Here is a 22,676-nt window from a genome sequence, read left to right on the forward strand (position 1 = left end):
GCCTCTTCGACCTGAAGGACAACACCCAGTACGTGACCCTGTCGTACAGCGTTCTGCGCAACTCCGGCCGTCGCAGCCCGCGGGCGGCCAGCGCCCCGCCGCCCCCGCCGCCGCCGGACGCACCCGCTACTGGATCGAGATCAACGGCACCCGCCATCAGATCTCCCGCGCGACGCTCGTGCTGGGCCGCAGCACCGAGGCCGACGTGCGGATCGACGACCCCGGCGTCTCCCGCCGGCACTGCGAGATCCGGACCGGAACGCCCTCGACGATCCAGGATCTCGGGTCCACCAACGGCATCGTGGTGGACGGGCAGCACACCACCCGCGCTACGCTCCGCGACGGCTCGCGGATCGTCGTGGGCAGCACCACCGTTATCTATAGGCAAGCCGAAGGGTGAAGCGGGGGCAATGTCAGAGCTGACCCTCACGGTCATGCGGCTGGGTTTCCTGGCCGTCCTGTGGCTGTTCGTGATCGTGGCCGTGCAGGTCATCCGCAGCGACCTGTTCGGGACGCGCGTCACTCAGCGCGGCTCGCGTCGCGAGTCCGGCCGGCCGCAGCAGGCCGCCCGGCAGGCGGCGCCGCCGCCGCAGCGCGGCCAGCAGGGCGGCGGCCGGCAGCGCCGTAACGCACCCTCCAAGCTGGTGGTGACCGAGGGCACACTCTCCGGCACCACCGTCGCGCTCCAGGGCCAGACGATCACCCTGGGCCGGGCACACGACAGCACGATCGTGCTGGACGACGACTACGCCTCCAGCCGGCATGCCAGGATCTACCCGGACCGTGACGGCCAGTGGATCGTCGAGGACCTGGGCTCCACCAACGGCACGTACCTCGACCGAACGCGGCTGACGACCCCCACACCGATTCCGCTGGGTGCGCCGATCCGCATCGGCAAGACCGTCATCGAGCTGCGGAAGTAGTACGACAATGAGCGAGCGGAGCGAGCACGCAGCGGTGGACCGCACGACGGGCCCCGGCGCGCTCCCGACCGGAGGGTGGGCACCGTGCGGATGTACCCGGAGCCGACGGGCGAGGTGCGCATGAGTCTGTCACTGCGCTTCGCCGCCGGATCGCACAAAGGCATGATCCGGGAGGGCAACGAGGACTCCGGATACGCCGGACCCCGCCTGCTCGCCATCGCCGACGGCATGGGCGGCGCCGCCGCGGGCGAGGTCGCCTCCTCCGAGGCGATCTCCACCATCGTCGCCCTCGACGACGACATCCCCGGCTCCGACGTCCTCACCTCGCTCGGTACGGCCGTCCAGCGCGCCAACGACCAGCTGCGCGCGATGGTCGAGGAGGACCCGCAACTGGAGGGCATGGGCACCACGCTCACCGCCCTGCTGTGGACCGGACAGCGACTCGGCCTCGTCCACGTCGGCGACTCGCGCGCGTACCTGCTGCGCGACGGCGTCCTCACGCAGATCACGCAGGACCACACCTGGGTGCAGCGCCTCGTCGACGAGGGCCGCATCACCGAGGAAGAGGCCACCACCCACCCGCAGCGCTCCTTGCTGATGCGCGCGCTGGGCAGCGGCGACCATGTCGATCCCGACCTGTCGATCCGTGAAGTCCGCGCCGGCGACCGGTACTTGATCTGCTCCGACGGCCTGTCCGGGGTGGTGTCCCACCAGACCCTGGAGGACACCCTCGCCAGCTACCAGGGCCCCCAGGAGACCGTGCAGCAGCTGATCGAGCTCGCGCTGCGCGGCGGCGGCCCCGACAACATCACGGTCATCGTCGCCGACGTCCTCGACCTCGACACGGGCGACACCCTCGCCGGACAGCTGCACGACACTCCGGTCGTGGTCGGCGCCGTCGCCGAGAACCAGAACCACCTGCACGACAACGGCATCATGCAGACCCCGGCCGGCCGCGCCTCCGGGCTCGGCCGACCAGGGCCCGGACAGGGCGGCGGAGGCGGCGAGTTCGGCCCGCCCGGCTCCGGCGACACCACCGGCTACATCCCGGCGGGCGGCTTCGGCGACTACACCGACGACGACTTCGTCAAACCCCGCACGGGCCGCAAGTGGCTGAAGAGATCCTTCTACATCGCGCTCGCGCTCGGTGTGATCGGCGGCGGCATGTACGGCGGCTGGCGCTGGACGCAAACGCAGTACTACGTCGGCGCCAACCACGGACACGTCGCCCTGTACCGCGGGATCAGCCAGGACCTGGCCTGGATCTCGTTGTCGAAGGTGGAGAAGGACCACCCCGAGATCGAACTCAAGTACCTGCCGCCCTACCAGCAGAAGCTGGTCAAGGCGACCATCGTCGAAGGCGCTCTGGACGACGCGCAGGCGAAGATCGACGAACTCGGCGTGCAGGCTTCCGCCTGCAGGAAGCGGGCCGAGCAGCAGGCCACCGAGAGCGAGAAGAACTCCCGCACGGGCGAGGGCGTGGCCGGAGGCACCACGGGAACCACCCGTACCTCTCTCACGTCCAAGGCGACACCGACACCGTCGGCCACCCAGTCCGCGCCCCCGTCCGCCTCCACCTCCCCGACACCGACTGCGACGCCAAACCCCGGCCCCACTCTCTCGGAGGAAGAGCAGAAGGTCGTCACGAACTGCGGCACGCAGTAGGCAAGCCGTGAGAGGTCCCGTCACACCATGAGCAGTACTACGAACTCGCCGACGCACCACACGTCCACGATCGGCGCGATCGGCGCGCCGAGTCGGCGCAACACCGAGCTGGCGCTGTTGGTGTTCGCGGTTCTCATTCCCGTGTTCGCCTACGCCAACGTGGGCCTGGCGATCAACGACGAGGTGCCCGCCGGGCTGCTCAGCTACGGCGTGGGGCTCGGCCTGCTGGCCGGCGTCGGCCATCTCGCCGTACGGAAGTTCGCGCCTTACGCGGACCCCCTGTTGCTGCCGCTGGCAACGCTGCTCAACGGGCTGGGGCTGGTGGCCATCTGGCGGCTGGACCAGTCGAAGCTGCTGCAGTCCCTGCCCAACTACGTCACGGCCGCGCCCCGCCAGTTGCTGTACACCGCGCTGGGCATCGCTCTGTTCGTCGTGGTGCTGATCTTCCTGAAGGACCACCGCGTCCTCCAGCGCTACACGTACATCTCCATGTTCGTCGCTCTAGTGCTGCTGATCCTGCCGCTGGTGCCGGGCCTGGGGACCGACGTCTTCGGCGCGAAGATCTGGATCCGGATTCCCGGCCTGGGCACCGTTCAGCCCGGTGAGTTCGCGAAGATCGTCCTCGCCATCTTCTTCGCCGGTTATCTGATGGTGAAGCGGGACGCCCTGGCCCTCGCCAGCCGCCGTTTCATGGGCCTGTACCTGCCGCGCGGCCGCGACCTCGGCCCGATCCTGGTCGTCTGGGCGCTCTCGATCCTCATCCTGGTCTTCGAGACCGACCTCGGTACGTCGCTGCTGTTCTTCGGAATGTTCGTCATCATGCTGTACGTCGCCACCGAGCGGACCAGCTGGATCGTCTTCGGTCTGCTGATGTCCGCCGTCGGCGCTGTCGGCGTGGCGAGCTTCGAACCGCACATCCAGACCCGCGTCCAGGCATGGCTCGACCCGATGCGCGAGTACACGCTCAGCAGGGAGAACATCCTCGGCCACACCGAGCAGTCCATGCAGGCCCTGTGGGCCTTCGGCTCCGGCGGCACCCTCGGCACCGGCTGGGGGCAGGGCCACTCCGAGCTCATCCGCTTCGCCGCCAACTCCGACTTCATCCTCGCCACCTTCGGCGAGGAGCTGGGTCTGGCCGGCGTCATGGCGATCCTGCTGATCTACGGCCTGATCGTGGAACGCGGCGTGCGCACCGCCCTCGCCGCCCGCGACCCGTTCGGCAAGCTGCTCGCCATCGGCCTTTCCGGTGCGTTCGCGCTGCAGGTCTTCGTCGTGGCGGGCGGTGTCATGGGCCTCATCCCGCTGACCGGTATGACCATGCCGTTCCTCGCATACGGTGGTTCCTCCGTGCTGGCCAACTGGGCCCTGATCGGCATCCTGCTGCGCATCAGCGACACCGCTCGTCGCCCGGCGCCCGCCCCCGCTCCCAACCCCGACGCTGAGATGACCCAGGTGGTCCGCCCGTCATGAACAAGCCCCTGCGCCGGATCGCGATCTTCTGTGGCCTCCTCGTCCTCGCCCTGCTCATCCGCGACAACTGGCTTCAGTACGTCAAGGCCGACACCCTGAGGGAGGACCCCAACAACCGCCGCGTCCTCATCGCCCGCTACGCCACCCCCCGCGGCGACATCATCGTCGGCGGCAACCCGATCACCGGGTACAAGGAAACGACGACGGGCGACTTCAAGTACAAGCGCACGTACAAGAACGGCGCGATGTGGGCGCCCGTCACCGGCTTCGTCTCGCAGGCCTACGGCGCCAACCAGCTGGAGTCCATCGAGGACGGCATCCTCAGCGGCACCGACGACCGGCTTTTCTTCCGCAACACCCTCGACATGATCACGGGCAAGGAGAAGGTCGGCGGCAACGTCGTCACCACCCTCAACGCCGCCGCGCAGAAGGCCGCGTACGACGGCCTGAAGAAGCAGGGCGGCAAGGGTGCCGTGGCCGCCATCGAGCCGTCCACCGGCAAGATCCTGGCGCTGGCGTCCTTCCCGTCGTACGACCCCTCCACGATCGCGGGCGGCAGCGACGCCGACGCGAAGGCGTGGAACCGCCTGCAGAAGAAGAACAACCCGGACGACCCGATGCTCAACCGGGCGTTGCGCGAGGTCTACCCGCCGGGCTCCACCTTCAAGGTGGTCACCGCGGCCGCGGCGCTGGAGAACGGCCTGTACACGGAGGCGGACCAGAAGACCAGGACGCCGCTGCCGTGGACCATGCCGGGCACCACGACCGTGCTGAAGAACGAGGGCAACATCCCCTGCAAGAACGCGACTTTGCGGGTCGCCCTGCAGTGGTCCTGCAACACCGTCTTCGGCAAGATCGGCTCCGACCTCGGCAACGACAAGATGCTGGAGGAGGCCAAGAAGTTCGGCTTCACCCAGGAGCAGTTCACGCCGACCCGCACCAGCGCGTCGGTCTTCTCCGACGACATGAACCCCTCGCAGACCGCGCTGTCCTCCATCGGTCAGTTCAACACCGCCGCGACCCCGCTGCAGATGGCCATGGTCGCCTCGGCCGTCGCCAACGACGGCACCCTGATGAAGCCGTACATGGTCGACGAGGTCCAGACGCACAACCTCGACGCCATCGAGAAGACCGACCCCGAGGAACTGAGCAAGCCGCTGTCGGCGGAGAACGCGCAGATCCTGCAGTCGATGATGGAGACCGTCGTCGAGAACGGCACCGGCAAGAGGGCACGGATCGACGGTGTCAAGGTGGGCGGCAAGACCGGCACCGCCCAGCACGGTGTGGACAACAGCGAGAACCCCTACGCATGGTTCATCTCCTACGCCAAGGTCGACAACAGCTCGCCGGTGGCCGTGGCCGTGGTCGTCGAGGACGAGAAGGCGGTCCGCGAGAACATCTCCGGCGGCGGCCTCGCGGCCCCCATCGCCAAGAGCGTCATGGAGGCGGTCATCAACAGTAAGAAGTGACCCCGCTCACGTCCCCTTCACATCGGTGCACGTTGCGATACCGGTCCTGTATCGGGTTACGGGCTTGGCCAGGTCACACAAGATGAGCCGGGTACGGTATGCCCGGACGGACCACCGCCACACCCACAAGGGTGACGGCGGGACCGACGGAGAGGGCTGGTAGGTAGTTATGGAAGAGCCGCGTCGCCTCGGCGGCCGGTACGAACTGGGCCAGGTGCTCGGTCGTGGTGGCATGGCGGAGGTCTACCTCGCGCATGACACCCGCCTCGGCCGCACCGTGGCGGTGAAGACGCTGCGCGCGGACCTCGCGCGCGACCCGTCCTTCCAGGCCCGGTTCCGCCGGGAGGCCCAGTCGGCCGCCTCGCTCAACCATCCCGCGATCGTCGCGGTCTACGACACGGGCGAGGACTACATCGACAACGTGTCGATCCCGTACATCGTCATGGAGTACGTCGACGGCTCCACGCTGCGTGAGCTTCTCCACAGTGGCCGCAAGCTGCTGCCGGAGCGCGCCATGGAGATGACCATCGGCATCCTCCAGGGCCTTGAGTACGCCCACCGCAACGGCATCGTCCACCGCGACATCAAGCCGGCCAACGTCATGCTGACGCGCAACGGCCAGGTCAAGGTGATGGACTTCGGCATCGCCCGCGCCATGGGTGACTCCGGCATGACGATGACGCAGACGGCCGCCGTCATCGGCACCGCCCAGTACCTCTCGCCGGAACAGGCGAAGGGCGAGCAGGTGGACGCTCGGTCCGACCTGTACTCGACCGGCTGTCTGCTCTACGAGCTCCTGACGGTCCGCCCGCCGTTCGTGGGTGACTCCCCGGTCGCGGTCGCGTACCAGCACGTACGCGAGGAGGCGCAGGCCCCGTCCGTCTTCGACCCCGAGATCACGCCGGAGATGGACGCGATCGTCCTGAAGGCGTTGGTCAAGGACCCCAACTACCGCTACCAGTCGGCCGACGAGATGCGCGCCGACATCGAGGCCTGCCTCGACGGCCAGCCCGTCGCCGCCACGGCCGCGATGGGCGCGGTGGGTTACGGCGGCTACCCCGACGACCAGCCGACCACGGCCCTGCGCGCCCAGGACGCCGGCGCCACGTCGATGCTGCCGCCCATGAACCCGGACGACGGCGGCTACGGCTACGACGACCGCGTGGACCGACGCCGCCAGAAGAAGTCCAACACCTCGACGATCCTCCTGGTCGTCGCGGCGGTCCTGGTCCTGGTCGGCGCGGTCCTGATCGGCAAGTGGATCTTCGACGGCAAGAGTGCGAGCAACAGCCAGGTGCCTGTGCCGAACCTCGTCGGCGAGACCAAGGACGACGCCACCGCGCTTCTGACCAACAGTGACCTCAAGATGGGCACGGTCACGGAGAAGGAGTGCGAGAGCCAGCCCAAGGGCAAGATCTGCGATCAGGATCCCAATGCCGACACCAAGGTCGACAAGAACACCACGGTCAACATCGTGGTCTCGACCGGCGCCCCGAAGGTGGCGGTGCCGAGCGTGATCGGCCTGAAGCTGTCCGAGGCCAAGCGGCAGCTCGAGGGTGACGACTACGAATTCAAGGTCGAGACGAAGAAGCGGGAGACCTCCTCGGACGAGCCGAACACCGTCCTCGACCAGGACCCCCAGCGCGGCGACGAGGTCGAGAGGGGCACGACGATCACCCTCACCATCGCGGTGGAGGAGGCGAAGTCCACCGTCCCGGACGTCCGAAACCAGTCCTGTGACGCCGCCAAGGCCCAGATGACCGCCAACGACCTCGTCGGCAACTGCGTCGAGGTGGATACCCAGGACCCGAACCAGGTCGGCAAGGTCATCGGGACCGACCCGGCGATCGGTTCCCCGGTCGACAAGGGCTCCACGGTGAACATCCAGATCGGCAAGGCGGCCCCGCAGAAGACCAGGGTGCCGAGCGTCGTCGGTCAGACGGTGGCCCAGGCCAGGCAGATCCTGCAGCAGAACGGCTTCACCAACGTCCAGATCGCCGACGGCAGCGACGGCAGCGACAACGCCCTCGTCGCCGACCAGGACCCGAAGGGCAACCAGGAGGTCGACGACCCTGCGAACACGCAGGTCACGCTGACCACCGTCGGCTTCGGCGGCAACAACAACGGCGGCGGTAACAACGGCGGAGGCGACAACGGCGGAGGCGGACTCTTCGGCGGCGTGACGGGAACGTCCGCCCGCTCGGAGGACTGACCCCCGGCGTACACGGCTGAGCCCCGGTGCCCTGAGCAGGGCGCCGGGGCTCAGCCATGACCGCTGCCGTGCCGCGCTGATGGGATGGAGTCGATGAGGTGGAGTGGATGGGGTGGAGTGGAAGGACCTCTGCTAGCCGCGCAGTTCCTCCGGCGGCGTACGCTCCTCGTCCACCTTCTGCACCCGCTCCAGCTCCCCCCACACGATGTACCGGTACCGGCTCGTGTACACCGGCGTGCACGTCGTCAGCGTGATGTAGTGGCCCGCCTTCGTCTTCCCCGATTCCTTCGGGATCTTGGACAGGACCTTGACGTTGTACTTCGAGGTCTCGGGAAGGATGGCGTAGACCTTGTAGACGTACCACTTGTCCTTCGTCTCGAAGACGATCGGGTCGCCCTTCTTGATCTTGTGGATGTTGTGGAACTCGGCACCGTGCCCGTCACGGTGGGCGGCGAGGGAGAAGTTCCCCTTCTTGCCCGAGGTGGGAAGGGTCGCCTTGACCGGGTCGGTGTAGTAGCCGGCGACGCCGTCGTTGAGGATCTTCGACGTCGTGCCCTTCTCGACCAGGATGTCGTCGTCGCCCATCGCGGGAACGTGAAGGAAGCCGATGCCGCTCTTGGAGTCGAACTCGGCGGGCCGGCCGGAGCCGCCCTTCTGGTGGGCCCAGATGTCACGGACCTGGTCGGCCTGCTTGTCCGCCGCTCGGTCGGCGAGAACGTTCGTCCACCACAGCGAGTAGACGACGAACAGGCCGAGCACCAGGCCCGCCGTGATGAGGAGTTCACCGAAGACGCTGACCGCCATCGCGATCCGGCCCATGCCGCGGCGGCGTGCCGGGGGGCGCCGTGACGCGGGGGCGGCCGTGTGCTCTTCCGTGGTGCCGTCGGTGGTCGCTGCCACTTTCATCTGCCTAACTGACGAGCGCATCCGGCTTGCCCTTGCTGCGCGGCCGTTCCTCGACCATCTTGCCCCAGACGATCAACCGGTACTTGCTGGTGAACTCCGGCGTACAGGTGGTGAGAGTGATGTAGCGCCCCGGCTTGGTGAACCCCGCGTCCCGCGGGATCGGGTCCAGCACGCTCACGTTGCTCGGCGACGTCACCGGGAGGATCGACGCCATCTTGTAGACGTAGTACTTGTCCTGCGTCTCGACGACGATCGGGTCGCCCTGCGCGAGCCGGTTGATGTACCGGAACGGTTCCCCGTGCGTGTTGCGATGCCCTGCCAGCCCGAAGTTGCCGGTCTTGGCATCCGGCATCGCCGTCTTCAGCCTGCCCTCGCCGTAGTGGCCGACCATGCCCCGGTCCAGGACCTTCTTGTTGCTGATGCCCTCCGCGATCGGCACGACCACGTCCAGCTTCGGGATGTGCAGGATGGCGAAACCCTGCCCCGGCTCGAAACTCCCCGGGGCGCGCTTGCCGCTCGCCCAGTCGTCCTGGAGGCTGCTCGCCTCCTTGTCCGCCTGCGCGTGCGCCCGGACGTTCGTCCACCACAGCTGGTAGCTCACGAACAGCAGCATCAGCACGCCGGTCGTGATGAACACCTCACCGATCGCCCTGCTGGCGAGGGTGGCCGGGCTCGGCTTGCGCGCCCGTGCCTGCCGACGCGCCTCCACGCGCGAAAGGGGCGCACCGGAGGTCTCCGAGCCGGTCTCCGCGGCATCCGACGCCTGCCGGGAGCCTCCACGACGCCCATGACGCCGCTTGGCGGCCTTTCTGCGGGCCGCACGGCCGCCAGTGGGGGTTCCCGTGGCTGACGCGGCCGAGGAGGCGGCAGAAGCCGATGTGGACGCCTCAGCGAGCGGGGCGGCTATCCGCAGCGCTACGGTCTCGTCGTCGACGGGCGGTATGTACGGTTCCGCGTACGGCTCCTGGGACGCGGCCGACTCCTCCGCGCCGTAGCCCCCCGCGGTGTAGCCGGCGGTGGCGGTGCCATTGCCCTCGGCACCCTGCCCCTGAGCGACGTAGCCCTCCCCGCCGTACCACTCCCCGAGCGCGGCGGACGCCTCGTACGGCTGCTGCCCGTACGAGGTGCCCTGGTCGCCGGTGCCGCCGTAGGAGTCCGCGAAGGACTCCCCGTACGCGGAGCCGGACTCGCGCTCGGGGCGCAGCGCGGTCACGCCGTGGCCCTGCCCACCACCGGGGCGAGCCCCGCCGACCTCGCCACCGCGCCCTGGTCGCCGCACTCCACCAGCCAGTTGGCCAGCATCCGGTGCCCGTGCTCGGTCAGCACCGACTCGGGGTGGAACTGCACACCTTCGACCGGGAGTTCACGGTGCCGCAGGCCCATGATGATGCCGTCGTGCGTCCGCGCGGTCACCTCGAGCTCGGCCGGCACTGTCTGCGGCTCGGCGGCGAGGGAGTGGTAGCGGGTCGCGGTGAAGGGCGTCGGCAGACCCGCGAAGACGCCCCTGCCCTCGTGCTCGACCAGCGAGGTCTTGCCGTGCAGCAGCTCCGGCGCGCGGTCCACGACACCGCCGTACGCCACCTGCATCGACTGCATGCCGAGGCAGACACCGAAGACCGGCACCCCGGTCGAGGCGCAGTGGCGCACCATCTCGATGCAGACCCCGGCCTCCTCCGGCGTACCCGGGCCCGGCGACAGCAGCACACCGTCGAAGCCGTCCTGGGCGTGCGCCGTCGACACCTCGTCGTTGCGCAGCACCTCGCACTGCGCACCCAGCTGGTACAGGTACTGGACCAGGTTGAAGACGAAGCTGTCGTAGTTGTCCACGACGAGAATGCGCGCGCTCACTGGCCCTCCACCGTCACATCGCCGAAGGGAAGCAGCGGCTCGGCCCACGGGAAGACGTACTGGAAAAGGACGTAGACCACGGCCACGACCAGGGCGAGTGAAATCAGCGCCCTCACCCACGCATTCCCCGGCAGATGCCGCCAGATCCAGCCGTACATGCCGTCCCTTCCGTCGCGCCACGGCACCAGACTCACGCCGTACAGCCAACAGACTAACGGCGCAACGCCTCCGGTTTCCCGGCCTCCACAGGCTGTGTGGAGTCCAGGTGGGCCCACACGATCAACCGGTGGCTGTGGCCCCACTCCGGATCACACGTGGTCAGGGTCAGATAGCGGCCCTGACGCGTGTACCCCGGCTTACGGGGCACAGGGTCGATCACCTCAATGTCGGTGGGCAGGGTTTTGTAGGGGCCTTTGTCGATCCGATACGTGAACCAGGTGGTCCCGTCGGTCAGCACCACGGCGTCACCGGGGCGCAGCTTCGGGAAGTCCTTGAAGGGATCGCCGTACGTACGCCGGTGACCGGCCACCGAGAAATTGCCCTTCTGACCGAGCTGGGCGGTGCTCGCGTAGTGCCCCAGCCCCTTCTTGAGCGTGTGGGTGGCGGTGCCTTCGAGGACCGGCTTGTTCCACGTGAAACCAAGACGCGGGATGTACATGATCGCGAAGGGCTTGTCCGCGACGTACGGAGCGGGCTCCGGAGGGCTCGACCGCGCGCTCTCACCGGGACCCTGCGCCCACTGCTCCTGTAACTGGTCGATCTGGTCGTCCATGACACTGTCGGCCCGCACGCCCGTCCAGAACATTACATAGACGACGAAAAGAACGATCATGGTCCCGACGGTGACGCACAGTTCGCTGACCGTCCTGACGACGACACGCACCGGCAGCTCCAGACAGGCTCACTCCACGGGCTTGGCGTACTGCAGATCCACTGTGCCCGAGTAGCCTGGCAGAGTCACCGTCCCGTCCTCGGTGACTTTCCACCCGAGACCGTAGACATTGACGTACACCATGTAGTTCTGGATCGCCGGCGAGGCCCCGAGCGCCTTCTGCAACTTCTCCGGGTCACCGACCGCCGTGATCTTGTACGGCGGTGAATAGACCCGGCCCTGCAGAATCAGGGTGTTGCCCACGCAGCGCACCGCGCTGGTGGAGATCAGCCGCTGGTCCATGACCTTGATGCCCTTGGCGCCGCCCTGCCACAGCGCGTTGACCACGGCCTGCAGATCCTGCTGGTGAATGACCAGGTAGTCGGGCTGCGGCTCGGGATAACCGGGGAGCTTGGCCGTCGCGTCCGGCGGGGCGTCGTTGAGCGTGACGGTGACCGCCTCGCCCGTCACCTTCTGCGTGCCCGCCCGCTTCTCGAGCGCGGCCAGCTTGTCGTCCTCCGCCTTGGTGCTGCCGTCGTCCCGTTCGGCGAGCGCCTCGACGTCGTCACGCAGCGCCGCATTGGACTCATCGAGCTCACCGTTCTCGTGGCTTCGCTCGTGGATCAGATCCGAAAGCTTCAGCAGCGAGGCGTCCGTACGGATATCGGTGCCCTTGGCCGTGTTGAAACTGGTGAAGAAAATGAGCCCCGCCAGAGCGAAGACGGCCGCGGTCAGCACCCGCACCGGCCGGAACCGGCCGCGGACAGGGCTGGATCCTGTCCCGGGGGAGTCGGCAGAATTGCTCAACGTACCCTTATCTCCTTCGACGCCACAGAAGCACTACGCTAACGGACGCCCGGGGGAGCAATCAGAGTCCCCTTGTACGCTGCCCCGAGCCAGCCATAGTTCCCTGCGCGGCCACGCAGCGCATCGACAGGAGAGACCCTCGTGCCGAAGTCACGTATCCGCAAGAAGGCCGACTACACCCCGCCGCCGTCGAAGCAGGCGACCGCCATCAAGCTGAACAGCCGCGCCTGGGTCGCCCCTGTGATGCTGGCCATGTTCGTCATCGGCCTGGCATGGATCGTCGTCTTCTATGTGACCGACGGTTCGTTGCCCATCGACGCGCTCGGCAACTGGAACATCGTCGTGGGCTTCGGCTTCATCGCCGCCGGATTCGGCGTCTCCACGCAGTGGAAGTAGCGACCGAAGCGAAGGCCGAAGCGATGGCCGAAGCGACGGCGACTTCAGGGTGAACATAGCTCTGCCCAGGGCTATCCGCTGAGTTATCCACAGCCTCGCCGATTTCCACAGATCACCTGGGGAAAAGAACGACGATCTGTGGATAACCCATCGAGTGTTGACACCGGTACGACTGTCACAACAGCCACCCCCAACGCATCCGAAAACGAGTTCGCCCCCTGCCTGACCTGCAAGAACGCCGGTCACTGGCAGGGGGCACACGTGTTCCCGCACACTATGCACAAGATTCGCCACGCACTGTGGACAACCGGGTACGTCAGGTGAGCTGAGCCGTCCTGAGCAGCGTCAGGAGCACCACGGCGGCCAGAACGAGTGCGCAAGTTCCGTACTGAACGAGGGCGCGGTTCTTGCGCGGTGCGTGGACCATCGCGTACCCCGTGATGACACCGGCGACGAGGCCACCGATGTGGGCCTGCCAGGAGATGTTGAAGCCTGGGCTGAAGGTGAGGATCAGGTTGATCGCCAGCAGGGCGATGATCGGCCGCATGTCGTGGTTGAGCCGCCGCATCAGGACGGCGGTGGCGCCGAACAGGCCGAATACGGCGCCGGAGGCGCCGAGCGTGGCTGTGGTCGGGGACGTCAGCAGATAGGCGAGGACGCTGCCCGCCAGTCCTGAGACGCAGTAGACGGTGAGGTAGCGGGCACGGCCGAGGGCCGCTTCCAGGGGGCCGCCGAGCCACCACAGGCTGAGCATGTTGAAGCCGATGTGCCAGGGCGCCTCGTGCGTGAACATCGAGGTGACCAGGCGGTACCACTCGCCTCCCGCGACGCCTTCGGTGGGCGTGAACGGCGCCGGCGGCCAGGCGCCGATGAGGACCAGGTCATTGAGGAGTGACGACCGCACCTGCACGGCGATGAACACCGCCACATTGATCCCGATGAGGATCTTGGTGAACAGCCGGGGGTCGGCCGCGACGGTGCCGCCGGCCAGAGTGCGGGGCTGGGAGGCGCTGGGCGCGTGCCCCGTGCCGGAACCGGTGCGCACGCAGTTGGGGCACTGGAAGCCGACGGACGCGCTGACCATGCAGTCGGGGCAGATCGGGCGTTCGCAGCGGGTGCAGCGGACGCCGGTCTCGCGGTCCGGGTGGCGGTAGCAGACGGGCAGGCTCTGGGCGTCCTGCGAGCTGCCTGCCGGCTGGTCCATGAGGTCCCCTCGGTCGTCGTACGCGATGCACGTCCTCATGCACCGCCCCGCTCATCCTTACGGACGAGCGGGGCGTTTGGTTCCCTGCGGGAGGTGTCGGGCCGGCCCTTGCGGGTCTCGACCTAGCCCTCGCGGGTCTCGACGACGACCGACTCGATGACGACGTCGTTGAGCGGACGGTCGGTGCGCGGGTTGGTCTGGGCGGTGGCGATGGAGTCCACGACCTTCTGGCTGGCCGCGTCGATGACCTCGCCGAAGATGGTGTGCTTGCGGTTCAGCCACGTCGTCGGGGAGACGGTGATGAAGAACTGCGAGCCGTTGGTGCCCGGACCGGCGTTGGCCATGGCCAGCAGGTACGGCTTGTCGAAGGACAGGTCCGGGTGGAACTCGTCCTGGAACTGGTAGCCGGGACCGCCGGTGCCGTTGCCCAGCGGGTCACCGCCCTGGATCATGAAGCCGCTGATGACCCGGTGGAAGACCGTGCCGTCGTAGAGCTTGGCCGTGGACTTCTCACCGGTGGCGGGGTTCGTCCACTCACGCTCGCCCTTGGCGAGCTCGACGAAGTTCTTGACCGTGATCGGCGCGTGGTTCGGGAGGAGCCGGACCTCGATGTCGCCGTGATTGGTCTTCAGGGTGGCGTAGAGCTGCTCAGCCACGATCTGCCTTCCGTTGTCTTCCTGTGACCCCCTGATCCTCGCATGGAAGGCGGCCCACGTCGCCCGGCACCCGTTCACCGGCTGGCAACCGCGCAGATCGTTCACGGAAAAACGGTCGAGTAATCCCACGACGGGAGCGCGGCGCGGCGAACCGTGGCATTGTCGACGACAAGCCCGCGTTGCCCCGCATTGATCCGTTATCGCAGTCGATCAAGTTTCACCGGCACCCATATGCCCGCCCACACATGCCGCGGGGCGTTCTGGCAGGCATGATCCGTAAAAGGGTGGAAAGTCGAAATACCGTACGCCACCGAGGAGGAGGAACCCGTGACCCGCATCGACAGCGTGCGCGCCGCGACCGGCTCGGCGAAGGACAGCGTGCTGCACGCCGCGGAAGTGGTGGCGCCCTACGCCGACACCGCCAAGGACAGGGCCGCGCACTATGCGCAGGAGGCACGCGTACGGCTGGCGCCGGCCGTGGCGCAGGCGACCGAGCAGGCCCGCGCACAGGCGCGTATGCAGTACGGCGCGCATGTCGCGCCGCGTCTGGAACTGGCCCGTTCGCATGTGCCGCCGAAGGTCGACCACGCCGCTCATGAGGCCGCCGCCCGCACCCGCAAGGCTGCCCGGCAGGCCGCCGTCTATTCCCGGCCGAGGATCGAGCAGGCGGTTGCCGCGGCCGGGCCCGTCAGGGACGAGGCCGCCGCGCGCGGTGCCGCCGCGCTGGCCGCACTGCGTGGCCAAGTCTCGCCGCAGGAGATCCAGAAGCTGGTTCGCAAGCATCAGCGGCGCGCCAAGGCGGGCCGTGTGGTGAAGGGGCTGGCGGTATTCGGCGCCCTCGCGGGCGCTGCCTTCGCTGCCTGGAAGTGGTGGGACAAGCAGGCTAACCCGGACTGGCTGGTCGAGCCTCCCGCCGCGACCGAGGTCCCGGAGTCGACCCGGCTCGCCTCGGTGGACGGCAGTGGGCAGTCCGCCCTGGACCCCGAGGTCCAGGCGAAGGAGGCCGAGGAGGAGGCCGCCCGGCGCGACAAGGGCCAGTGATGTGAAGGCCGGTGTCGACCACCGGCACGTCGAACAGCGCCGTGGGGCGGGAGACTTGAGGGTCTCCCGCCCCACGGCGCTGTTTCACGTGGAACATCGCCCCGTGCCCGAGCCGCGGCGCGATGGTGAGCCGGCGTGATGGTGAGCCGGCGTGATGGTGAGCCGGTGCGACGGCAGGGGGGCGTGCTGGCAGGGGGCCTGCCGGCGGCGTCTCCGGCGGCCTCGGGAGTACGTGTTTACGGCCTCCGCCCACGATGACGTTTGCAACGAGCCCTGCGTGCAAGCCCCGCCCAGACCTTCCCAACGGAGCGCATCCTTCTGATTACCCGAATACCTCCATGCCAGCTCACGCAAGGCTTCCACGCCGAGACACACCACCCTGGCACCGCGTCCGTCACCTGCGCGGCCCCTCCGTCCTGCACGCACCCACGCGTTTGCGCAAACGCCTGCAATGCCCCCACCTCCCATCACGTGACACACGTCACGCGACACGGGGCATGGGCCACCAGGGCATACGAAGACCGGCCAGAGCCCACAGAGGCATCTGACCGGTCCGAGGTGTGGAGCCTAGGGGAGTCGAACCCCTGACATCTGCCATGCAAAGACAGCGCTCTACCAACTGAGCTAAGGCCCCGGAAGAGGAACGTCCGACCGGAAGAACCACACTCCGGCGGGCGCCGCAGACCAGAGTACCGGGTCGTCCCCCGTATCTCGCAAAAAGATTGGGGGTCCCGATGAACGACCACGCTCCGTAAGATGCTCGGCGTGGTTCGCTACAGCGAACCGCGGTTTTTGGGGAAGCGATGGGGAGACGCAATGGACGCCGCACAGCAGGAAGCCACCGCAAGAGCGCGGGAACTGCAGCGGAACTGGTACGGGGAGCCGCTGGGGGCGCTCTTCCGTAAGCTGATAGACGATCTTGGCCTCAACCAGGCTCGTCTCGCGGGGGTACTGGGACTGTCCGCACCGATGCTGTCGCAGCTGATGAGCGGCCAGCGGGCGAAGATCGGCAATCCCGCCGTGGTCCAGCGGGTGCAGCTGCTGCAGGACCTGGCGGGGCAGGTCGCGGACGGCAGCGTGAGCGCGGCCGAGGCTACCGAGCGCATGGACGAGATCAAGAGGTCACAGGGGGGCTCGGTGCTCAGCAACACCACGCAGACGACGAGCAGTTCGGGGGCGCCCACGGTCAAGCGAGTGGTCCGCGAGATCCAGTCGCTGCTCCGCTCGGTGGCGGCCGCGGGGGACATCCTCGAGGCTGCGGACACCCTCGCCCCCAGCCACCCGGAACTGGCAGAGTTCCTCCGGGTGTACGGCGCCGGCCGCACCTCTGACGCCGTCGCGCATTACCAGTCCCACCAGAACTGACCCAGAACTGATCCCGAGGCCGCCCGCCGAAAGGGGTTCGGCAGCCGGCCGACGGGCGACGCCGTGAGGGCACGAGGGGGTCGTGCGGCTCATCGGCGGGGTCACGAGAGGTCCGGCGGTTCAGGGTGGGATGCACGACGGAGGCACATAAGCGTGTATCCCACCGCGACAGGGCGGGAGGAGAGATCGGCTCGGAGGAGTCGGCCCTCGGAAAGTCCGTGAGGAGGACAGAGAGGGGCGGCGAGGGGGAGTCGTATGGCTCGTCGAGGGGGAAGCAAGGGGGGTAACCGGAGGGGGAGGAGCGACGCACAACCATGGGTGAGGTCTTCGCCGCCCGCTACGAACTGGTCGACCCGATCGGACGAGGAGGCGTCGGCGCCGTCTGGCGCGCCTGGGACCACCGCCGTCGGCGGTATGTGGCCGCCAAGGTGCTCCAGCAGAGCGACGCGCACTCGCTGCTGCGGTTCGTCCGTGAACAGGCCCTGCGGATCGATCACCCCCATGTGCTCGCGCCCGCCAGCTGGGCCGCCGACGACGACAAGGTCCTGTTCACCATGGACCTCGTGTCCGGCGGTTCGCTGGTCCATCTCGTCGGGGACTACGGCCCCTTGCCGCCCTCCTTCGTCTGCACACTCCTCGACCAGCTCCTCGCGGGGCTGGCCGCGGTGCACGCGGAGGGCGTCGTCCACCGTGACATCAAGCCCGCCAACGTGCTCCTCGAGGCCACCGGCACAGCTCGCCCGCGTCTGCGCCTGTCCGACTTCGGCATCGCCATGCGGCTGGGCGAGCCCCGCCTGACCGAGACCAACCTCGTGGTGGGAACGCCCGGTTATCTCGCACCCGAGCAACTCATGGGCGCGGAACCGGACTTCCCTGCCGACCTGTTCGGCGTAGGACTGGTCGCGCTGTATCTGCTGGAGGGTGCCAAGCCGGACGCCAAGGCGCTCGTCCAGTACTTCACCGAGCACGGAACTCCCGGTGCGCCCAAGGGCATTCCCGAACCGCTGTGGCAGGTCGTGGCCTCGCTGCTGCAGCCGGATCCGCATGCGCGGTTCCGCACAGCCACGGGTGCGCGCAAGGCCCTCGCCTCGGCCGCCGAGCTCCTGCCGGAACCGGGGCCCGACGACGAGCTGATCGAGATTTTCGACCAACTCGGGCCGCTCCCCTCGGGGTTCGGCCCCGACGGGCCGATCAAACCGGCACCGGGGGTCGAAGAGGGCGGGAGCGGAGCCCGGCAGTTCGGCACGGGCACCTTGGAAGCGGGCACGGCAGGCTCTGCGGCGATGGGCACACCGTGGGGTACCGGCTCCGTACCGACAGGCTCCGTACCGACCGGCACCGGCTCGGGGTCCGTGCCGAGCGATCCGCGCCAGGGCATGGCTGGGCCGATGTCGGCTTCGGGCATGACTGTCTCCCCGTCCACGTCCGCCCCGCAGACGCCCCGGCCCGGGCCTCAGCCACCCGCCGCACATGAGCCACCCGCCACCACTTATGAGCCGTCCGTCCCCTCGGGGCCTGGCGACAGCGGCGAGCCCTTCACCATGTCGGACACCGGCAGCTTCCATCTGCCCCCGCCTCACGACACCGGCTCCTCCCCTCAGACGCACACGTCCGCGCCACGGCCGCGCCCGGTCCAAGGACCTGCCCCGTCGCCGCCGGGGCACGGCCCGTGGCACCCAGGCCAAGCCCAGGCAGAGCACCAGGCAGAGCACCAGGCAGAGGCGCAGCCACAGGCACAGCCACAAGCACAGGCGCACCAGGACGCACGCCCGCAGTCCACTCGCATCTCCCCCTATGACAACACGCACGTCCTGCCCTCCCCTCAGCCACAAACACCGCACTACTACCCGGCTCAGCCGCCGACGCCGGCGCCACACCAGGGCGTCGATGCCTCTACTGCTTCGTACACCGCTGAGAGCCCGCAGGTTCCCCCTTCCGCACCACCAATTCCGCAGCCCCGCCGCCGCGGCGGCCACCGCGCCCCCCGCCGCACAGCCCATGGCGTCACCCGCCGCCCCGGCCCGCCCGCCAAGGTGGCAATCCCCCTCCTGCTGCTGGCGCTCGCCTGTTACGCCGTGGGTTTCTGGGCGCTGGCCCACATCTGAGCGCGCCGGGGCCCAAGCCCACGAGCCGAACGGCAGACCCGGCTCCGCCGGGCTCCAAAGCCCACGAGCCCACGAGCTCACGAGCCCGTGAGCCCGCGAGCTCACGAGCTGACACGCCCAGGGCTTGCACGCCAGCGCCGAAGCCTCGCTCCCAGTCCCTCCCCCGGCCCCCTCACGCCCAGGCCCTACCGAACCCCCACCCCCCTCCGAGCCACCACCACCCACACCGCCAGCACCACCAACACCACAGTCCCCGTACCGATCCCACTCACCGCGAGCACGGCCATCGCGGCGCCACCGTCAGCGTCCCCGCGACCAGCCCGGATGCCGCCTCCCGCAGCCGCCTCCTCCTCGCCCGCCGCGACCCCGAAGACCCCTCCGGGCTTCGGCTCCCCCGCATAACCGGGCCCGGCCTGCGCCTGGCCCTCCACCCGCACGCGCAACGTCACCCCGAACGGTCCGTCGCCATGCTTCTCGGCCACGTCGGCCGCGAGGTGCACCACCAGGTAGTAGGAGCCGGCGAACCGCATACCCCTGTGCCGCTGAGGGATGGCGTACCGGTTCTCGTACGCGACCGGCGGCAAGGGGTCGAGTTCGGCGGCCGTCTGCCTGCCGTCGTAGTTGGCACTCGCGTCGTCGACGAATCCGCGCACGGGGTTGTAGAGGGAGAGGTTGAGGGCGCCGACCGTGGAGCTGTCGCCGCTGTTCGAGCTGCCCAGTTCGGCGGTGGCGTACAGCTGCCGCCCCCAGTCGAGGGGCACCTTGTAGAAGATCGTCCGGCCGGGCTCGATGTCGGAGCTCCAGACGCCGCGGCCTGTGGATGCCGCGGACGCGAAGCCCGCGCCCCCCTCACTGCGCACATCGTCGCCGGTCAGGGGGGCCGGCGAGGCGGAGTTCCACTCCTCCGGGGCTCTCGTCGTGCCGGCCTGTTTCCGGGGCGGCTCCGAGGTCGTGAAGAGTTCCAGGTCCCAGGGGTCCGGCGCGGCGGCCGCCGTACCGACACGCTCGACGACCACGTAGTAGGTGCCCGCCCTCTTGCAGCGGAGCCGTTTGCCGGAGATCTCACGCGCGCCCCACGCCGCGATCGGCCGGGGGCTGCGGACGACACCGAAGGTCTCGGTGTGCAGAGAGCAGGAATGGCCGTCGGTGTCCTCAACGGACACCTTGATGCCATCGCTCGCCTTGACAGTGCTGCCGGGGGCGGGGATCGCCGTCACGGAGACGTACGCGTCGGAGGTGGCGTCGAGGTCGAGGCGGTAGGCGACCCGCGCGCCGCCGCTCGGCAGGGAGCCGCCGCTCGGCAGGGAGCTCTTGTACGTCGCGCCGAGTTCGAGCGGCGCGGCGTCCGTGGTGCTGGTCGCGCCTGGGACGGACCGGGCGTCCTGGGCGAAGGCATAGGGGCTGGGAGTTCCCACAGCGAGTGCGGACGGGCCCGGCACGACGGCCGTCGTACACACCAGCAGCATCCCTACGACGGCTCCACGCGCGCGTGCCGAGGGATGACCGCGCCGCGCTGCCGCCGCTCGCACGCGCCGCCCCCGCGCCGTACGCCGCCGCCCCATCACGCTCTGCCCCTTTTTCGTCGCCGACCATGAACCGTCGCCCATCCTGCCCAGCGCGGCCGCGCGTCACCCACACAATCCGTACGGCCGTCCGAAACGCCCGGCTCTAAAGCCTCCGAACCGCTCGCGCAACTCGAAACCACGACACACTGCACGCCCCCCACGCCCCCCCACGCGGTGGCACGGCGCTCCACGGAGTTCTACGCCCCTGCCCCTACAGCGCTCCGTAGCCTTCTTAGCCTCCGTAGCGCTCCAAGGCGGCTCCAAAGCGCTCCGAGGCACTTCGCACCCCTGGGCGTACACGCCCCCGAGCGCACAAAACCCCGACCGCGAGGCGGCCGGGGTCTGCTTCAGATTCCGATGTGACGGCTCACGAACCCGTGGGCACGGAGTCAGTCGCCTCCGTCCACAGATCCTGCTCGGCGCGATCCGCCTGGATCTGGCGGTACACGAGGAGCCCGCCGATGGCGGCCAGTGCGACCAGGAGAAGCTTCTTCACCGCGCGACCTCGTCTTTCGTTGACGTAGGGGACTTCTGGCGCCCGACTATACACACCGACCGATATCGATCGGTGACCTGCGTCGAGGCTCAACTTCCCTCCGGAACAGCGCAGTAGAAGCGGATGACACCGCTCCGATCGGAGGGTGATCACACCCCGACAGACGGTTACTTTTCTCCCCTTCCTCCCGCCTCCTCACCTTCCGGGACTTTTCAGGCTTCTTGCACCCATCCGAGTGTTGTTCATCTGAAGATCGACGCGCCACGGGCGTCGGTGCATGATTTCTCGGCCCCCATACACATCATGAGGAAAGTACGCAAATCGCCCAACCCGAAAGTGAGGGGCCATGGCCCGGAACAAGGTCATGAACCTGTGGACCACCATCGTCACCGCCTTCCTCGCGCTGTTCACGGCGCTCGGATTCGTCACGACGACCGCGGCCGCAGCCGTACCGCACACCGAGACGGCGCGCAAGAGCGACAGTGACGACAGCGACCGCAACACGCAGGTGACAGTGCCGGCGATGCCCCAGTGGGCCTTGTCCTACGCCAGGTCACTGCCCCCGACGATGAAGCAGCGCATCCGCGCCGAGGCCCACGGCAAGACCCCCGGCTGCCGCCACCGCCCGCTCACCGACGAGGAAGCGGCCACGACGCCCACCTCGGCGGCCGGCGAGTGCGTCTCCGCCGCCGCTCCGGGCCAGCCCCTCGTCCCGCACCAGCGCTGAACCCACGGCTCACCTCGAGCCGTCGCCCGTTACCCCCCTTGATTCCGCCGTTATCCCACATCCACCGTCACAGCGAGCTTGCGTACAGGCACCGCTCAGGCACAGCACGGCACGGCACAGCAGAGCAAGGCACGGCACAGCTCAGCTCCTGCAGACAGTTCTACGGCGAAGCTCATCCCCCTCCGACGATGTGCCGGAGATAGGCCCACGGGTCGTTGAGATAACGCCGCCAGTGATCGACGAGTTCAAGGTCCCGCCAGTCAGCGGGACGCATTCCGTGTTCGCCCACCTCGATGATCTCGGCGCCAGGCAGCGCCGTCAGCACAGGTGAGTGCGTGGCGCAGATGATCTGCGCACCGGAACGCCCCAGTTCATGCAGTACCCCGAGGAGTTGAAGGCAGGAAGCGAAGGACAACGCGGCTTCGGGTTCGTCCAGGACGTAAAGTCCCGGCTCCTGGAACCGCTCGCGGAAGGCCATCAGAAAGCCCTCGCCGTGACTCATCGCGTCCACGGCCCCGGACAGCCTTCCCGTCTGCTGCTCGCGGCCCAGCGCGTCCAGCGCCGTCTCCGCCCGCAGGAAGAAGCCTCTGCGGCGCGTCCGAGGCCCGCGCAGCATACGACGGCCGGCCGCCGTCGCCTCGAAGCGTATCCGCCCGCCCAGCGCCGAAGGTTCACGCCAACTGGCGTACCGGTAGCCCGCGGACCCGCCCCAGGAGTCCAGCCCGAAGCCCTCGGCCAGCGCCTCGACGAGCGTCGACTTGCCCGAGCCGTTCTCCCCCACCAGGAACGTGACCGGCGCGGTGAACCTCAGGCCGTCGTCCAGTAGCTGTCGCACGCACGGCACCGACCACGGCCACTGGCTGCCTTCCGCCAGCTCGCCCTCGGCGACATGCGCGTATGCCCGTTCGACGATCATGCCGTCAGGCTCTCATCCGGTACTGACAATCACG

At 68.5% G+C, this 22,676-nt stretch carries 22 protein-coding genes and 1 tRNA gene; 11 read left to right on the forward strand and 12 right to left on the reverse strand.

What is annotated here, in order from left to right:
• From ABZ078_RS27670 to pknB, 6 genes are all read left to right on the forward strand, one after another.
• Positions 1-400, forward strand: a 400-nt coding sequence (locus ABZ078_RS27670; RefSeq protein WP_356579544.1) for an FHA domain-containing protein, incomplete at its 5' end; no start/stop codon positions are given.
• 10 nt (positions 401-410) lie between these two features.
• The gene (locus ABZ078_RS27675) at positions 411-923 is read left to right on the forward strand and encodes an FHA domain-containing protein (RefSeq protein ID WP_356579546.1); all 513 of its coding nucleotides are present in this window, start codon (positions 411-413) and stop codon (positions 921-923) included.
• A gap of 90 nt (positions 924-1,013) precedes the next feature.
• Positions 1,014-2,588, forward strand: a complete 1,575-nt coding sequence (locus ABZ078_RS27680) for a Stp1/IreP family PP2C-type Ser/Thr phosphatase (protein ID WP_356579655.1) — start codon at positions 1,014-1,016, stop codon at positions 2,586-2,588.
• A gap of 27 nt (positions 2,589-2,615) precedes the next feature.
• A complete protein-coding gene (locus ABZ078_RS27685; protein WP_356579548.1) occupies positions 2,616-4,058 on the forward strand; it encodes an FtsW/RodA/SpoVE family cell cycle protein in 1,443 nt (480 codons plus the stop codon).
• Positions 4,055-5,527: a penicillin-binding protein 2 gene (locus tag ABZ078_RS27690; RefSeq protein ID WP_356579550.1), complete on the forward strand. Its 1,473-nt coding sequence runs from the start codon at positions 4,055-4,057 to the stop codon at positions 5,525-5,527. The genes ABZ078_RS27685 and ABZ078_RS27690 overlap by 4 nt, the downstream gene beginning before the upstream one ends.
• A 169-nt stretch (positions 5,528-5,696) precedes the next feature.
• Positions 5,697-7,739, forward strand: coding sequence for a Stk1 family PASTA domain-containing Ser/Thr kinase (gene pknB / locus ABZ078_RS27695; RefSeq protein ID WP_356579552.1), 2,043 nt, complete (start codon positions 5,697-5,699; stop codon positions 7,737-7,739).
• 132 nt (positions 7,740-7,871) lie between these two features.
• On the opposite strand, the gene ABZ078_RS27700 is transcribed toward pknB, so the two are convergent.
• The 6 genes from ABZ078_RS27700 to ABZ078_RS27725 are packed head-to-tail and all read right to left on the reverse strand — an operon-like array spanning position 7,872 to position 12,171.
• Complete coding sequence (locus ABZ078_RS27700; protein WP_356579554.1) at positions 7,872-8,639, reverse strand: class E sortase; 768 nt, start codon at positions 8,637-8,639, stop codon at positions 7,872-7,874.
• 10 nt (positions 8,640-8,649) lie between these two features.
• Positions 8,650-9,858, reverse strand: a complete 1,209-nt coding sequence (locus ABZ078_RS27705) for a class E sortase (RefSeq protein WP_356579556.1) — start codon at positions 9,856-9,858, stop codon at positions 8,650-8,652.
• Positions 9,855-10,493 (reverse strand): aminodeoxychorismate/anthranilate synthase component II, encoded by a 639-nt coding sequence (locus ABZ078_RS27710; RefSeq protein ID WP_356579558.1) that lies wholly within the window; start codon positions 10,491-10,493, stop codon positions 9,855-9,857. Before ABZ078_RS27710 ends, ABZ078_RS27705 begins: the two co-directional genes overlap by 4 nt.
• Positions 10,490-10,687 carry a hypothetical protein gene (locus ABZ078_RS27715; protein ID WP_356579560.1) on the reverse strand — a complete coding sequence of 66 codons (198 nt, stop codon included), beginning with the start codon at positions 10,685-10,687 and terminating at the stop codon, positions 10,490-10,492. The genes ABZ078_RS27710 and ABZ078_RS27715 overlap by 4 nt, the downstream gene beginning before the upstream one ends.
• Positions 10,688-10,704: 17 nt before the next feature.
• Entirely contained in the window at positions 10,705-11,376 is a 672-nt protein-coding gene (locus tag ABZ078_RS27720) for a class E sortase (RefSeq protein ID WP_356579562.1), read from the reverse strand.
• Between the two features lie 18 nt (positions 11,377-11,394).
• A complete protein-coding gene (locus ABZ078_RS27725) occupies positions 11,395-12,171 on the reverse strand; it encodes a DUF881 domain-containing protein (protein WP_356579564.1) in 777 nt (258 codons plus the stop codon).
• A 141-nt stretch (positions 12,172-12,312) separates the two neighbouring features.
• Here ABZ078_RS27725 and crgA point away from each other — a divergent pair, with 141 nt between their 5' ends.
• Positions 12,313-12,567: a cell division protein CrgA gene (gene crgA, locus ABZ078_RS27730; protein WP_356579566.1), complete on the forward strand. Its 255-nt coding sequence runs from the start codon at positions 12,313-12,315 to the stop codon at positions 12,565-12,567.
• Positions 12,568-12,883: 316 nt separating this feature from the next.
• On the opposite strand, the gene ABZ078_RS27735 is transcribed toward crgA, so the two are convergent.
• Together ABZ078_RS27735 and ABZ078_RS27740 are read right to left on the reverse strand one after the other, a co-directional pair.
• Complete coding sequence (locus tag ABZ078_RS27735) at positions 12,884-13,771, reverse strand: rhomboid family intramembrane serine protease (RefSeq protein ID WP_356579568.1); 888 nt, start codon at positions 13,769-13,771, stop codon at positions 12,884-12,886.
• Between the two features lie 122 nt (positions 13,772-13,893).
• Positions 13,894-14,427 carry a peptidylprolyl isomerase gene (locus tag ABZ078_RS27740; RefSeq protein WP_356579570.1) on the reverse strand — a complete coding sequence of 178 codons (534 nt, stop codon included), beginning with the start codon at positions 14,425-14,427 and terminating at the stop codon, positions 13,894-13,896.
• A gap of 327 nt (positions 14,428-14,754) precedes the next feature.
• Here ABZ078_RS27740 and ABZ078_RS27745 point away from each other — a divergent pair, with 327 nt between their 5' ends.
• Positions 14,755-15,468, forward strand: a complete 714-nt coding sequence (locus ABZ078_RS27745; RefSeq protein ID WP_356579572.1) for a DUF5324 family protein — start codon at positions 14,755-14,757, stop codon at positions 15,466-15,468.
• 561 nt (positions 15,469-16,029) lie between these two features.
• On the opposite strand, the gene ABZ078_RS27750 is transcribed toward ABZ078_RS27745, so the two are convergent.
• Positions 16,030-16,102 (reverse strand) — tRNA-Ala (locus ABZ078_RS27750).
• 182 nt (positions 16,103-16,284) lie between these two features.
• Here ABZ078_RS27750 and ABZ078_RS27755 point away from each other — a divergent pair.
• Together ABZ078_RS27755 and ABZ078_RS27760 are read left to right on the forward strand one after the other, a co-directional pair.
• On the forward strand, positions 16,285-16,833 hold the full coding sequence (locus ABZ078_RS27755) for a DNA-binding protein (protein ID WP_356579574.1): 549 nt from the start codon (positions 16,285-16,287) through the stop codon (positions 16,831-16,833).
• 314 nt (positions 16,834-17,147) lie between these two features.
• A complete protein-coding gene (locus ABZ078_RS27760; RefSeq protein ID WP_356579576.1) occupies positions 17,148-18,938 on the forward strand; it encodes a protein kinase in 1,791 nt (596 codons plus the stop codon).
• A 185-nt stretch (positions 18,939-19,123) separates the two neighbouring features.
• On the opposite strand, the gene ABZ078_RS27765 is transcribed toward ABZ078_RS27760, so the two are convergent.
• Entirely contained in the window at positions 19,124-20,404 is a 1,281-nt protein-coding gene (locus ABZ078_RS27765; protein WP_356579578.1) for a hypothetical protein, read from the reverse strand.
• Positions 20,405-20,870: 466 nt separating this feature from the next.
• Entirely contained in the window at positions 20,871-20,999 is a 129-nt protein-coding gene (locus ABZ078_RS27770) for a DLW-39 family protein (RefSeq protein WP_003999697.1), read from the reverse strand.
• 346 nt (positions 21,000-21,345) lie between these two features.
• On the opposite strand from ABZ078_RS27770, the gene ABZ078_RS27775 reads away from it, so the two are divergent.
• The gene (locus ABZ078_RS27775; protein WP_356579580.1) at positions 21,346-21,726 is read left to right on the forward strand and encodes a DUF6344 domain-containing protein; all 381 of its coding nucleotides are present in this window, start codon (positions 21,346-21,348) and stop codon (positions 21,724-21,726) included.
• Between the two features lie 172 nt (positions 21,727-21,898).
• On the opposite strand, the gene ABZ078_RS27780 is transcribed toward ABZ078_RS27775, so the two are convergent.
• Positions 21,899-22,642: an AAA family ATPase gene (locus ABZ078_RS27780; RefSeq protein WP_356579582.1), complete on the reverse strand. Its 744-nt coding sequence runs from the start codon at positions 22,640-22,642 to the stop codon at positions 21,899-21,901.
• Positions 22,643-22,676: the final 34 nt, after the last annotated feature.

Origin of the sequence: Streptomyces sp. NPDC006385 (assembly GCF_040612485.1) — a bacterium.
Lineage (GTDB): Bacteria > Actinomycetota > Actinomycetes > Streptomycetales > Streptomycetaceae > Streptomyces.